General features: G+C 60.2%; 12 protein-coding genes. 10 read left to right on the forward strand and 2 right to left on the reverse strand.

The features are described from left to right. The first annotated feature begins 56 nt into the window (after positions 1 to 56). The 8 genes from mdcA (at position 57) to mdcH (ending at position 7,103) form a co-directional block, all read left to right on the forward strand. On the forward strand, positions 57 to 1,712 hold the full coding sequence (gene mdcA, locus SK62_RS01160) for a malonate decarboxylase subunit alpha (protein WP_015571421.1): 1,656 nt from the start codon (positions 57 to 59) through the stop codon (positions 1,710 to 1,712). Continuing rightward, positions 1,712 to 2,569 (forward strand): triphosphoribosyl-dephospho-CoA synthase, encoded by an 858-nt coding sequence (locus SK62_RS01165; protein ID WP_023295527.1) that lies wholly within the window; start codon positions 1,712 to 1,714, stop codon positions 2,567 to 2,569. Before mdcA ends, SK62_RS01165 begins: the two co-directional genes overlap by 1 nt. A 9-nt stretch (positions 2,570 to 2,578) precedes the next feature. Then, positions 2,579 to 2,878: a malonate decarboxylase acyl carrier protein gene (gene mdcC, locus SK62_RS01170; RefSeq protein ID WP_000411786.1), complete on the forward strand. Its 300-nt coding sequence runs from the start codon at positions 2,579 to 2,581 to the stop codon at positions 2,876 to 2,878. Beyond that, positions 2,871 to 3,704: a biotin-independent malonate decarboxylase subunit beta gene (locus SK62_RS01175; RefSeq protein ID WP_017384167.1), complete on the forward strand. Its 834-nt coding sequence runs from the start codon at positions 2,871 to 2,873 to the stop codon at positions 3,702 to 3,704. Before mdcC ends, SK62_RS01175 begins: the two co-directional genes overlap by 8 nt. Then, positions 3,704 to 4,504, forward strand: a complete 801-nt coding sequence (mdcE, locus tag SK62_RS01180; RefSeq protein WP_032620995.1) for a biotin-independent malonate decarboxylase subunit gamma — start codon at positions 3,704 to 3,706, stop codon at positions 4,502 to 4,504. The genes SK62_RS01175 and mdcE overlap by 1 nt, the downstream gene beginning before the upstream one ends. 123 nt (positions 4,505 to 4,627) lie before the next feature. Then, on the forward strand, positions 4,628 to 5,587 hold the full coding sequence (locus tag SK62_RS01185) for an AEC family transporter (protein WP_000222846.1): 960 nt from the start codon (positions 4,628 to 4,630) through the stop codon (positions 5,585 to 5,587). Positions 5,588 to 5,589: 2 nt separating this feature from the next. Beyond that, positions 5,590 to 6,207, forward strand: a complete 618-nt coding sequence (locus SK62_RS01190; RefSeq protein ID WP_017384169.1) for a malonate decarboxylase holo-ACP synthase — start codon at positions 5,590 to 5,592, stop codon at positions 6,205 to 6,207. Further along, a complete protein-coding gene (gene mdcH / locus SK62_RS01195) occupies positions 6,207 to 7,103 on the forward strand; it encodes a malonate decarboxylase subunit epsilon (protein ID WP_017384170.1) in 897 nt (298 codons plus the stop codon). Before SK62_RS01190 ends, mdcH begins: the two co-directional genes overlap by 1 nt. Before the next feature lie 85 nt (positions 7,104 to 7,188). On the opposite strand, the gene SK62_RS01200 is transcribed toward mdcH, so the two are convergent. Beyond that, positions 7,189 to 8,121: a LysR substrate-binding domain-containing protein gene (locus SK62_RS01200; RefSeq protein ID WP_017384171.1), complete on the reverse strand. Its 933-nt coding sequence runs from the start codon at positions 8,119 to 8,121 to the stop codon at positions 7,189 to 7,191. Positions 8,122 to 8,136: 15 nt separating this feature from the next. Continuing rightward, positions 8,137 to 10,041, reverse strand: a complete 1,905-nt coding sequence (locus SK62_RS01205) for an ABC transporter ATP-binding protein (protein WP_045333837.1) — start codon at positions 10,039 to 10,041, stop codon at positions 8,137 to 8,139. A gap of 132 nt (positions 10,042 to 10,173) precedes the next feature. Here SK62_RS01205 and kefG point away from each other — a divergent pair, with 132 nt between their 5' ends. Together kefG and kefB are read left to right on the forward strand one after the other, a co-directional pair. Next, entirely contained in the window at positions 10,174 to 10,725 is a 552-nt protein-coding gene (gene kefG, locus SK62_RS01210; protein WP_003861686.1) for a glutathione-regulated potassium-efflux system ancillary protein KefG, read from the forward strand. Further along, positions 10,725 to 12,530 carry a glutathione-regulated potassium-efflux system protein KefB gene (kefB, locus tag SK62_RS01215; protein WP_032103994.1) on the forward strand — a complete coding sequence of 602 codons (1,806 nt, stop codon included), beginning with the start codon at positions 10,725 to 10,727 and terminating at the stop codon, positions 12,528 to 12,530. Before kefG ends, kefB begins: the two co-directional genes overlap by 1 nt. Positions 12,531 to 12,537: the final 7 nt, after the last annotated feature.

Below are 12,537 nucleotides of genomic sequence, written 5' to 3' on the forward strand. Positions count from 1 at the left end.
ACACTTTACTCAACGTTAAGCAAATCAGAATGATGTGCTGAATCAGGAGGTTAATAATGTTATCTGGGCAAACACCCACCCGGCAATGGAACACCCGACGCAGTGAGAAAGCGCGTCGTCTGGCGTCCGTACCGGTGCAGGGCAAGGTACTGCCAACCGGCGATCTTGTCGCCATGCTGGAAAAACTGATCGCACCAGGCGACAAAGTCGTTCTGGAAGGCAACAACCAGAAGCAGGCGGATTTCCTTTCCCGTTCACTGGCGGAAGTGAACCCGCAAATCGTGCACGATCTGCATATGATCATGCCGAGCGTGGGCCGCAGCGAACATCTGGACATCTTTGAGAAAGGCATCGCCCGCAAGCTGGACTTCTCCTTCTCCGGTACGCAAAGCCTGCGAATCTCCCAACTGCTGGAGGATGGTCAGCTCGAAATCGGGGCGATTCACACCTACATCGAACTCTACTCACGTTTATACGTCGACCTATCGCCAAACGTGGCGCTGATTGCCGGTTTTAAAGCGGACCGCAAAGGCAACCTCTATACCGGGGCGAGTACCGAAGATACTCCGGCGCTGGTGGAAGCCGCCGCGTTCCATGACGGCATCGTCATCGCGCAGGTGAACGAGCTGGTGGACGACGAGTGCGACCTGCCGCGTGTGGATATTCCGGGCTCGTGGATTGATTTTGTGGTGGTTGCCGATAAGCCGTTCTTTATCGAACCGCTCTTCACCCGCGACCCGCGCCTGATCAAACAGGAACACATCCTGATGGCGATGATGGCGATTAAAGGCATCTACGCTGAACACCAGGTGCAGTCCCTGAACCACGGGATTGGCTTTAACACCGCAGCGATCGAGCTGCTGCTGCCAACCTACGGCGAACAGCTCGGACTCAAAGGCAAAATCTGTAAACACTGGACCCTGAACCCGCATCCAACGCTGATCCCGGCCATCGAAAGCGGCTGGGTGGAGAGCGTCCACTGCTTCGGCGGCGAGCTGGGAATGGAAGAGTACATCCGCGCCCGCCCGGACGTGTTCTTTACCGGTGCCGATGGCTCCATGCGTTCTAACCGCGCCTTCTGCCAGCTGGCTGGTCAGTACGCGGTCGATATGTTTATCGGCTCCACGCTACAGGTTGATGGTTACGCTAACTCCTCAACCGTGACCCGCGGCCGTCTTTCCGGCTTCGGCGGCGCGCCAAACATGGGCCACGATCCGCACGGTCGTCGCCACGCCACACCGGCCTGGCTGAACATGATCACCGAGCCTGACCCGATGCAGCGCGGTAAAAAGCTGGTTGTGCAGATGGTGGAAACCTTCCAGGCGGGCGTGAAGCCAACCTTCGTGGAAAAACTCGACGCCGTTGAGGTCGCGAAAGCCTCCGGTATGCCGCTGGCGCCGGTCATGATTTACGGCGATGACGTCACCCACGTGCTGACGGAAGAGGGGATTGCTTACCTCTACCGGGCGAAAGATCTGGAAGAGCGTCGCGCCATGGTCGCCGCCGTGGCGGGTATCACCGATATCGGTCTGGGCGTTGACGCCAAACGCGTGGCGGAACTGCGCCAGAGCGGCAAGGTTGTGTATCCGGAAGATATGGGCATTCGCCGCACCGATGCCACCCGTTCGCTGCTGGCGGCCGGTAGCGTCGCGGACCTGGTGGAATGGTCCGGCGGTCTTTACAACCCACCTGCGAAATTCCGGAGCTGGTAATGAAACTTCTGCCCCAGATCCAGGTTGAAGGCGGTGCCGAATGGCTGGCGCGAACCGCCACGCAGTGTCTGATTGACGAAGCACGTTTAAGCCCGAAGCCCGGTCTGGTGGACAGCCGGGGGAACGGCGCGCACCACGATTTATCGCTTGCGCTGATGGAGCGCTCCGCTCACAGCCTGACCCCCACGTTTCAGGCGCTGGCGCAGCAGAGCTGGCAGCGTCCGGCGGATATTGCCCTCAGGCAAACCGTTGGCCGCCTGGGTCGCGAAGGTGAACGGCAGATGATGGCCGCTACCGACGGCGTGAACACGCACCGTGGCGCGATCTGGGCGCTGGGATTGCTGGTGAGCGCGGTGGCGATGCTGGGCGGCGATGCCCGGGCGCAAATCGTCGCGAACACCGCCGCTCAGCTGGCGAAGCTGCCGGATGACGCGGCGCCGAAAGTGTTCAGCAAGGGGTTACGCGTCACGCACCGCTACCGCGTACCGGGCGCGCGTGAAGAGGCTCAGCAGGCGTTTCCGCACATCATGCAGCGCGCGCTGCCGCAGCTTCGCCTCAGCCGTCTCAACGGCAGCAGCGAAACGCAGGCCAGACTCGACGCGCTGATGGCGATCATGACCTCGCTCACCGACACCTGCGTGCTGTCGCGCGCCGGCATGGAGGGGCTGGACGCCATGCAGAACGGCGCCCGTGCGGTGCTGAACGCCGGAGGATGCGCAACCCTCGCGGGGCAGCAGGCGCTGGCGCGGTTAGACCGTCAGATGCTGGCGCTTAACGCCTCGCCGGGCGGAGCCGCAGACCTGCTTGCCGCCACGCTGTTTCTTGACCGCGCCGAAACGCCCTATTCAAAGCATTAAGAGGATGTTATGGAAAAAATCACATTGACCGTGCCCGCCAGCCGCGAAGTAAGCGGCAGGGCGCTGGCAGGGGTCGTCGGTTCCGGGGATATGGAGGTGCTTTTCACCGCCGAACCGGGCCAGACCTTAACCATTGATATCACCACCTCCGTCGACAACAGCCGCGGGCGCTGGGAGGCATTGTTCAACCGCCTGCAAACCGTCAGCAGCCTGCCCGCAGGTAAGCTGACCATCCACGACTTCGGCGCGACGCCGGGCGTGGCACGCATTCGTATCGAACAGGTTTTTGAAGGGGTGAACCATGCGTGATGACAGCAGCTTTATCGAATTAAAAGCGCGCCAGCGTGCGCAGGCGCTGCTCGACGACGGCAGCTACCGCGAACTGCTGGATCCGTTTGAAGGCATTATCTCTCCGTGGCTTGGGCCACAGGGGATTGTTCCTCAGGCCGATGACGGCATGGTGGTCGCGAAAGGGACCATCAACGGCCAGCCTGCGGTGGTGGTGGCGATTGAAGGCACCTTCCAGGGCGGCAGCATGGGCGAAGTGTCCGGCGCCAAAATGGCGGCAGCGCTGGAGCTGGCGGCGGAAGATAACCGCAACGGCATTCCGACTCAGGCGGTGCTGTGCCTCGAAACCGGCGGCGTACGTTTGCAGGAAGCCAACCTCGGCCTGGCGGCGATTGCCGATATCCACGCCGCGATCGTTGACCTGCGTCGCTATACCCCGGTCGTCGGGATTGTCGCCGGGACCGTGGGCTGCTTCGGTGGGATGTCTATCGCCGCGGCGCTGTGCAGCTACCTGATTGTGACCCGCGAAGCGCGGCTCGGCCTCAACGGTCCGCAGGTTATCGAGCAGGAAGCGGGCATTGAAGAGTATGACTCCCGCGACCGTCCGTTTATCTGGAGCATGACCGGCGGCGAAGTACGCTTTGAAAGCGGGCTGGTGGACGCGCTGGTGGGCGACGGCGTGAACGCGGTGAAAGCCGCGATGAACGAAGCCATCGCCAAAGGCGTACCGGCGAAACATCGCACCGATAACTACGACGATTACCTGAACCGTCTGACGAATTTCGACACCCGCAAACAGGCCGATGCCGAACAGATTAAAGCGCTTTTTGCCCGGGAGGTGAAATGATGACTAACTCAATTAGCCGTGGCGAACTCTGGCTGGAAACTCTGGCCCCGAACGCGAAACGTCTGGAGGGGTTATGCCCGTCCGTGCAGGCCGCAGACGGCGAGCTAAACGGTGAAACGGTGCGTTTTGTTACCGTGGTGCCGGACGCCAACAACCACTTCCCGCGCGCGGCGCAGGGTGAAGTCGGCCTGCTGGAAGGATGGACGCTGGCAAAAGTGGTCAGCGAAACCGTCGCCGCCGACGCAGATAAAGCCGTGAAGCGCCCGATTGTGGCGGTAATCGACGTCCCAAGCCAGGCCTATGGCCGTCGCGAAGAGGCGTTTGGTATCCACCAGGCGCTGGCCGGCGCCGCTGCCGCCTACGCTAATGCGCGGCTGGCGGGTCATCCGGTGATTGGTCTTATCGTCGGTAAGGCCATGTCCGGCGCGTTTCTGGCGCACGGCTACCAGGCTAACCGTCTGATTGCCTTCAACGATAAAGGCGTGCTGATCCATGCCATGGGCAAAGAGTCTGCGGCGCGCATTACGCTGCGTACCGTTGAGGCGCTGGAAAAACTGGCTGCAACCATTCCGCCAATGGCGTATGACATCAGCAACTACGCCACGCTGGGGCTGCTTTCCGACCTGCTGGATATCAGCAATCCGGATGCCCCTACCGAAAGCGATCTGACGCGGGTGAAAACCACCCTGCAACAGGCCATCAGCGACGCTCGTCAGGACACCACGTTGAAAAACCGTCTGGGTGCTGACAACCGCCGCAGCTCGGCGCTCGTACGTGAACGTATGCGAGCCAGCTGGTAAGTAAAAAGAGACCTGCCAGATGCATCACCCCGTGGGCGCGCCCGTTGCGTCCACGCGGGAACCTGCATCCTGAAAATAATAAACATCGCGCCAGTGCTTAAACTTTTTTACTACAGGTGATTTATGACTTACGTAATTGTTCATGCTCTTGCACCGATTTTCGTCATCATGCTGCTGGGATTCTGGGCCGGTAAGGCAAAGATGGTCGATAACAAAAATGTTTCCCTGCTGAATATCTTCGTGATGGATTTTGCACTCCCGGCTGCGCTGTTCAGCGCCACCGTGCAAACCCCGTGGACCGGCATCGTGGCGCAGTCGCCGCTGATCCTGGTGCTCACCCTGGCGATGTGGATCACCTATGCGGTCATCTACTTCCTCGCGACGAAAGTGTTTAAAAAATCCCCGCAGGATGCGGCCGTGCTGACGCTTACCGTCGCCCTGCCAAACTACGCGGCGCTTGGCCTGCCGATTCTGGGCAGCGTGCTGGGCGAAGGCCCTTCAACCTCACTGTCCGTGGCGGTCTCCATCGCCTGTGGTTCAGTGTTGATGACCCCGTTCTGCCTGCTGATTCTGGAGCGTGAGAAAGCCCGCGCCGAAGGCAATAACTCGGGTTCAACGCTTTCCATGCTGCCGGTGCTGATGTGGCGTTCCATTAAAAAACCGATCGTGATGGGCCCGCTGCTGGGTGTGATCCTGTCCGCTATCGGCATCAAAATGCCGGAGCTGGTACTGGCGGCGATTAAACCGCTGGGACTGTCTGCGACCGCTGCGGCGTTGTTCCTGACCGGGGTGATCCTCTCCGCGCGTAAACTTCAGATCAACACCATGGTGATCACTTCCACTATCGCCAAGCTGCTGATCCAGCCAGCGATTGCCTGGGGTATCGTTTTAATCTTCGGTCTGCACGGTTCTGTGGCGATCACCGCCATCCTGATGATTGCGCTGTCCGCGGGCTTCTTTGGCGTGGTGTTCGGTAACCGCTTTGGCGTGCAGTCGCCGGATGCTGAAGCCGTGCTGCTGTTGAGCTCCGTACTGTGTATCCTGTCGCTGCCGCTGTTTATCTCGCTGACTTCAGGAATGTAATCATGACCACAACATTACGCCCACACGACCTCATCTGGCTTACCGCGCGCGACGCCCTGGAAGGGATTACCGAATCCTGGGTGGACGCGGCCTGGCATGCCGGACTACCGGTAGTGGTGCGGCGTGATGTTGATAATGAAGGCCGTATTCCCGTTGGCGTGCGCGGATTGCGCCGCGACCAGCGGGCGGCCGGATGGGTGAAGCCTGAGAACGTGTTGCGCGTGGTGTCGCCCGAAGATTTGAGCGTTGCCGCCGACCTGCTGCGTTCGCCGTTTATCACTCAGCCGCCGGTTCAGGTGGCGCTTCAGCTTGCGCAGCAGTCGTGGACGTGGACGTGGGGGATAACCGGCAGTACGGGGTACGCGCTGGCGACCGGCATTCCGGTGATCCACGCCGACAGCGATCTCGATCTGCTCATCCGCGCCCCGCGTGCCGTTTCCCCTGAGGCGTTTACTGGCTGGCAGGCTCAGCTCAGCCGTGCGTTGTGCCGGGCGGATACGCAGGTGGACACGCCCGAGGGCGGATTCGCGCTGGCGGAATGGTTACGCGACGGCAAAACGCTGCTAAAAACGCAATGTGGACCGCGCCTGGTGGCGGATCCATGGCACAGGGAGGAGTAATGAAAATACTGTTTACCTTTCCGGGGCAGGGCACACAGCATGAAGGTATGCTGCAAAACCTGCCGGGAACGGAGCTGGAGCAGGCCCGTGCTGTGCTGGGGGCGGAAGTTGATACCCTGGACAGCGCATCCTCGTTAACCCACACCCGTGCGGTTCAGCTTTCGCTGTTGATTGCCGGCGTGGCGTGGGCGCGCGAGCTGGAACGTCGCGGCGTGTCGCCGGATATCGTCAGCGGGCTGTCCATTGGCGCTTATCCTGCGGCGGTTATCGCCGGTGCGCTGGACTTTACGGACGCGCTGAAGCTGGTGGCGTTGCGCGGCGATCTGATGGAGCAGGCATACCCGCACGGCTACGGCCTGACGGCGATTATGGGGTTGACCCTGCCCCAGGTGGAAAACCTGCTTCAGGGGACAGGAACCTATATTGCTAACCTGAACGCCGAAACGCAGATCGTGATTGCCGGAACCGATGACGGCATGGCGCAGGTGGCGGAGCGCGCCCTGGCAAAAGGCGCGAGCAAGGCTAAGCGGCTGGCGGTGAGCGTACCGTCGCACTGTGAACTGCTGGCGGAACCGGCGCAGAAGCTGGTGGCAGCATTTAATTCGGTCACGCTTTCACGTCCGCGCTGTGCGTACCTGAGCGGCAGTACCGGACGCGTGCTCTGGCAGCCGGAGAAAATTGCCGACGATCTGGCGATGAATATGGCGCGAACCGTGCGCTGGCAGGAGGCGGTGATTTCCGCTAACGAGCGTGAAGCGCGGCTGGCGATTGAGATGCCGCCAGGGGGCATCCTGACCTGTCTGACGCGGCAGGCGGCGTGGGAAGGTGAATCCATTTCGCTGGAGCGCAGCGGGGTGGACGTGGCGGTGCATCTGGCGGGTCGGCTTCGTGCATGAGTTTTTAGCCCGGTGGCGCTACGCTTACCGGGCCTACAATTCGGGAGTAGGCCCGGTAAGGCGCAGCCGCCACCGGGCAATAACATCAGGCACTATCCTGCAAACTTCTCGCATACATCCGCCCTTCCGCGGCCAATGCCCGCAGGCTCGGATCCTGCTCGCGGTTGCGGGCAAAGACGATCGCAATCAGCTGCTGCATCTGGTACGGCTGCGCCAGCTTCAGTAGCTGTACCGAATTTTCATACACTTTCTTCATCCTGCCCGGCATCAGCGTAAACCCGACCCCCGCCTGCACCAGACTCAGCATCGAGAAGATATCGTTCACGCGCGTCACAATCTCCGGCTCGAAACCGGCGATATGAAACGCTTCCTGAAACCCGGCGTAAGTGGCGAACCCTTCCGCTAGGGCGACAAACTTCTGATCTTTATAATCACGCAGATCGGCGGGGCCGCTGGTATTCAGCGTGGCAGAGGCCGGTGCGGCAAGGAAAATATCGTCATGGAACAGAGGAAGCACTTCGAGGCTGTTACGGTCGATATCGCTTTCGGAAATAGAGATTAAAATCGCATCCAGCGATCCCTCATCCAGCATATGGAGTAGGGTTTCGTTCGAGCCCATCGTCAGATCCATCTCCAGATCCGGACGGCGCAGCTTCATGCCCATTATCAGGCGCGGCACGGTTTCCAGCGTCAGCGAGTAGAGCGTGCCGACGCGCAACCGTCCCTGGCCGATACCGGCGATCTTGCGCGACTCTTCCAGCCCGCGCTCCATCACCTGCATCACCTCCTGACAATACTCCAGCAGCGTCCATGCGGAGGGGAGGGCAATCAGGTTACGCCCTTTGTGAGCAAAGAGCGGGCAGCGGACGTTCTCTTCGAGGGTATGCAGCGCGCGGTGCACGCTGACACCGCTCAGGCCGAGCGTTTCGGCGGTACGTGCGATATTGCCCTTCTCCATGAACGTCATGAAGATGCTGAGCTTACGGAATGTAATCTCGCTCGTGGTATCGAAGCCCATAACCCTCCCGGCGTGTTAGTCGGCTTGCAGCATCGCTTCCAGCTGTTCCTGCGCGTCCAGCCATGCCATTTCGCACTCTTCGAGGCTGGATTTGGCTTTCGCCTGAGTTTGCAGACAGTCCGTCAGCTCCGCTTTGCGGCTCTGATCGTACAGTTCGCTGTCGCCCAGCTTCTCTTCGACGGCAGCAAGCGTGGCGTTGAGCTTTTCCATCTCTTTTTCGAGACGGGCAATCTCTTTACGCAGCGGCTGCGTCTGGGTGCGCAGTTCCGCTTCACGGCGCTTCTGGTCTTTACGCGCCTGGGCGCTGTTGGCGTTGTCTTTCGCTGACTCTTCCGGCTGGTTTTCCTGCTTCTGCACGTCCGTCAGCCACTGCTGGTAATCTTCCAGATCGCCGTCGAACGGCTCCACTTTGCCACCGTGCACCAGGTAGAGATCGTCGGTGGTGGAGCGGATCAGGTGGCGGTCGTGCGATACGACAACCAGCGCCCCTTCGAACTCTATCAGCGCTTCGGTCAGCGCCTGGCGCATGTCGAGATCGAGGTGGTTGGTCGGTTCATCAAGCAGCAGCAGGTTCGGGCGCTGCCAGACGATCAGCGCCAGCACCAGACGGGCTTTTTCGCCCCCGGAGAAGCGCTCGGTGTTTTCAGTCACCTTATCGCCCTGGAAGCCAAAGCCGCCGAGGTAGTCGCGCAGTTTCTGCTCCATCTCCTGCGGCGCCAGGCGCGCCAGGTGCTGGATCGGCGATTCATCCGCGCGTAAAAATTCCAGCTGATGCTGGGCGAAGTAACCAAGCTTGATGCCTTTCGCCAGGCCGATTTCGCCGCTGACCGGGTTAAGCTCGCCCGCCAGCAGCTTGATCAGCGTCGATTTACCGGCGCCGTTACGTCCCAGCAGACCAATGCGTGAACCCGGCACCAGGTTGAGCTTGATAGAGTCCAGGATAATGCGATCGCCATAGCCCGCGCTGACCTTCTCCATCTTCAGCAGCGGGTTAGGCAGGCTTTCAGGCTCGCGGAAGCTGAAGTGGAACGGGTTATCCACGTGCGCCGGGGCGATCATCTCCATGCGTTCCAGCATCTTGATGCGGCTCTGCGCCTGCTTGGCTTTTGACGCCTTGGCCTTGAAGCGATCCACAAAGCTTTGCAGGTGCGCCACGCGCTGCTGCTGGCTTTCATACATCGCCTGCTGCTGGGCAAGGCGCGTCGCGCGCTGGCGCTCGAAAGAGCTGTAGTTGCCGGTGTATTCGAACATGCTTTGCTGTTCGATATGAATGATTTTATCCACTACCGGATCGAGGAAGTCGCGGTCGTGAGAGATCAGAATCAGAGTGCCCTGATAGCTCTTGAGCCACTTCTCCAGCCAAATAACCGCATCAAGATCGAGGTGGTTGGTTGGTTCATCGAGCAGCAAAAGGTCGGAGCGGCAGATCAGCGCCTGGGCCAGGTTAAGGCGCATGCGCCAGCCGCCCGAGAAATCGCTCACCGGGCGTTCAAGCTGTTCGTTGCTGAAACCCAGACCGTGCAGCAGGCTGGAGGCACGGGAGCGAATGGTCCAGGCATCGATGGCGTCCAGCTTGCCGTGGACGGTGGCGATGGCGTGGCCGTCGTTACGTTCGTTGGCGGCGTTGAGCTCCGCTTCGAGCTTACGGTATTCACGATCGCCGTCGATAACATAGTCGAGCGCGGGTTCGCTCAGCGCGGGCGTCTCCTGGTTCACCCAGGCGAGCTGCCAGTTGCCCGGGAAGGTAAAGTTACCGCCATCCGCGCTTATCTCGTTTTTCAGCAGCGCCAGCAGGGTGGATTTACCGCAGCCGTTTTTGCCGACCAGCCCCACTTTCTGGCCCGGGTTGATGGTAGCAGTCGCGTTATCCAGCAGGACGCGCACGCCGCGACGAATTTGTAACGAGGAGAAAACAATCATAGAAGCGCCGTATGTTCCGACTATGTTAATTTGTCATTATGATAATGTAAGGTGTGGGCCATTTTCCCCACCGGGCCGCCATGGTAGCCCAAAACGACAACAATACACAAAAACAGAACCGGGAGGGGAGTGATGTCTCAGACAGCGAAAGTGCTGCTGCTGTATGCCCATCCGGAATCACAGGACTCGGTGGCGAACCGGGTGCTGCTTAAGCCGGCCACACAGCTCAGTAACGTAACGGTGCACGATCTCTACGCGCACTATCCTGATTTTTTTATCGATATTCCTTACGAGCAGGAACTGCTGCGTCAGCACGACGTGATTGTGTTCCAGCATCCGCTTTATACCTACAGCTGTCCGGCGCTGCTCAAAGAGTGGCTGGACCGCGTGCTGAGCCGGGGCTTCTCCAGCGGGGTGGGGGGCAACCAGCTGGCGGGAAAGTACTGGCGGAGTGTCATTACCACCGGTGAGCCGGAAAGCGCTTACCGTCACGACGGGCTGAACCGTTACCCCATGAGCGACATTCTGCGGCCGTTTGAGCTGACGGCGGCGATGTGCCGTATGCACTGGATGAGCCCGATTATTATCTACTGGGCACGGCGGCAGGATCCGAAAGCACTGGCGAGCCATGCCAGGGCCTATGGCGAATGGCTGGCGTCACCGATTCCGGCGGGAGGACGCTAATGGACGGTTCGAATTTACTCCTTGCCGGGGTGCTGTTTTTGTTTGCCGCCGTCGTCGCGGTCCCGCTTGCCGCGCGTCTCGGCATTGGCGCGGTGCTGGGCTATTTGCTGGCGGGGATCGCCATTGGCCCCTGGGGGCTTGGGTTTATCAGCGATGTGGATGAAATTCTCCACTTCTCCGAGCTGGGCGTGGTCTTCCTGATGTTTATCATCGGGCTGGAGCTGAACCCCGCCAAGCTGTGGCAACTGCGGCAATCTATTTTTGGCGTCGGGGCGGCGCAGGTGTTACTCAGCGCGGCCATTCTCGCGGGACTGCTGATGTTGACGCAGTTTTCCTGGCAGGCCGCGGTGATTGGCGGGATCGGTCTTGCGATGTCGTCGACGGCGATGGCGCTTCAGCTGATGCGCGACAAAGGGATGAACCGCAACGAGGCGGGGCAACTGGGTTTTTCGGTGCTGCTGTTCCAGGATTTAGCGGTGATCCCGGCGCTGGCGCTGGTGCCGCTGCTGGCGGGATCCGGAGACGATCATTTCGACTGGATGAAGATCTCCATGAAGGTGCTGGCCTTCGCGGGGATGCTGATCGGCGGACGGTTTTTACTGCGTCCGGTGTTCCGGTTTATTGCGGCATCCGGCGTGCGCGAGGTATTCACCGCCGCAACGCTGCTGCTGGTGCTTGGCTCAGCGCTGTTTATGGATGCGCTGGGGCTGTCGATGGCGCTCGGGACGTTTATCGCCGGGGTGCTGCTTGCGGAAAGCGAGTACCGCCACGAGCTGGAGACCGCCATCGATCCGTTTAAGGGGCTGCTGTTAGGGCTGTTCTTTATCTCGGTAGGTATGGCGCTTAATCTTGGCGTGCTCTATACCCATCTGCTGTGGGTTATTGCGAGTGTCGCCGTGCTGGTGGCGGTCAAAACGCTGGTGCTGTATCTCCTCGCGAGGATTTACGGGCTGCGCAGCTCGGAAAGAATGCAGTTTTCCAGCGTGTTAAGCCAGGGGGGAGAATTTGCGTTCGTGCTGTTTTCCACGGCGTCGTCTCAGAAGCTGTTCAAAGATGACCAGATGGCGCTGCTGCTGGTGACGGTCACGCTGTCGATGATGACCACGCCGCTGCTGATGAAGCTGGTGGACAAACTGCTGTCGCGCCGCCTGAATCCTGCGGACGATGAAGACGAAGCGCCGTGGGTGGAAGATGATAAACCGCAGGTGATCGTCGTGGGCTTTGGCCGCTTCGGACAGGTGATTGGTCGCCTGTTGATGGCGAACAAAATGCGTATTACGGTGCTGGAGCGCGATATCAGCGCCGTCAACCTGATGCGCAAATATGGTTATAAGGTGTACTACGGCGATGCGACGCAGCTTGAGCTGTTGCGCTCGGCGGGGGCAGAGGCTGCGGAGTCCATCGTCATCACCTGCAACGATCCGGAAGACACAATGAAGCTGGTGGAGCTGTGTCAGCAGCATTTCCCGCATCTGCATATTCTGGCGCGTGCGCGCGGACGTGTTGAGGCTCACGAACTTTTGCAGGCGGGTGTGAAACACTTCTCCCGCGAAACCTTCTCCAGCGCGCTGGAGCTGGGACGCAAGGCGCTGGTTTCGCTGGGTATGCATCCTCATCAGGCGCAACGCGCCCAGATGCATTTCCGCCGGCTGGATATGCGAATGCTGCGTGAACTGATGCCCGTGCACAGCGACACGGCGCAGATCTCCCGCGTGCGGGAAGCGCGTCGCGAACTGGAGGAGATCTTCCAGCGTGAGATGCAACAGGAACGACGCCAGCTCGACGGCTGGGATGAATTTGAATAAAGGGTAA

Origin of the sequence: Enterobacter sp. BIDMC109 (assembly GCF_001037885.1) — a bacterium.
Classification (GTDB): Bacteria; Pseudomonadota; Gammaproteobacteria; order Enterobacterales; family Enterobacteriaceae; genus Enterobacter; species Enterobacter hormaechei_C.

Excerpts from the sequence above, each read along its gene's own strand:
- SK62_RS01205 (WP_045333837.1), bottom strand. The coding sequence starts at position 10,041 with ATGATTGTTTTCTCCTCGTTACAAATTCGTCGCGGCGTGCGCGTCCTG.
- mdcA (WP_015571421.1), top strand. The coding sequence starts at position 57 with ATGTTATCTGGGCAAACACCCACCCGGCAATGGAACACCCGACGCAGT.
- mdcC (WP_000411786.1), top strand. The coding sequence starts at position 2,579 with ATGGAAAAAATCACATTGACCGTGCCCGCCAGCCGCGAAGTAAGCGGC.
- mdcH (WP_017384170.1), top strand. The coding sequence starts at position 6,207 with ATGAAAATACTGTTTACCTTTCCGGGGCAGGGCACACAGCATGAAGGT.
- kefG (WP_003861686.1), top strand. The coding sequence starts at position 10,174 with ATGTCTCAGACAGCGAAAGTGCTGCTGCTGTATGCCCATCCGGAATCA.
- SK62_RS01190 (WP_017384169.1), top strand. The coding sequence starts at position 5,590 with ATGACCACAACATTACGCCCACACGACCTCATCTGGCTTACCGCGCGC.
- SK62_RS01200 (WP_017384171.1), bottom strand. The coding sequence starts at position 8,121 with ATGGGCTTCGATACCACGAGCGAGATTACATTCCGTAAGCTCAGCATC.
- mdcE (WP_032620995.1), top strand. The coding sequence starts at position 3,704 with ATGACTAACTCAATTAGCCGTGGCGAACTCTGGCTGGAAACTCTGGCC.
- SK62_RS01185 (WP_000222846.1), top strand. The coding sequence starts at position 4,628 with ATGACTTACGTAATTGTTCATGCTCTTGCACCGATTTTCGTCATCATG.
- kefB (WP_032103994.1), top strand. The coding sequence starts at position 10,725 with ATGGACGGTTCGAATTTACTCCTTGCCGGGGTGCTGTTTTTGTTTGCC.
- SK62_RS01165 (WP_023295527.1), top strand. The coding sequence starts at position 1,712 with ATGAAACTTCTGCCCCAGATCCAGGTTGAAGGCGGTGCCGAATGGCTG.
- SK62_RS01175 (WP_017384167.1), top strand. The coding sequence starts at position 2,871 with ATGCGTGATGACAGCAGCTTTATCGAATTAAAAGCGCGCCAGCGTGCG.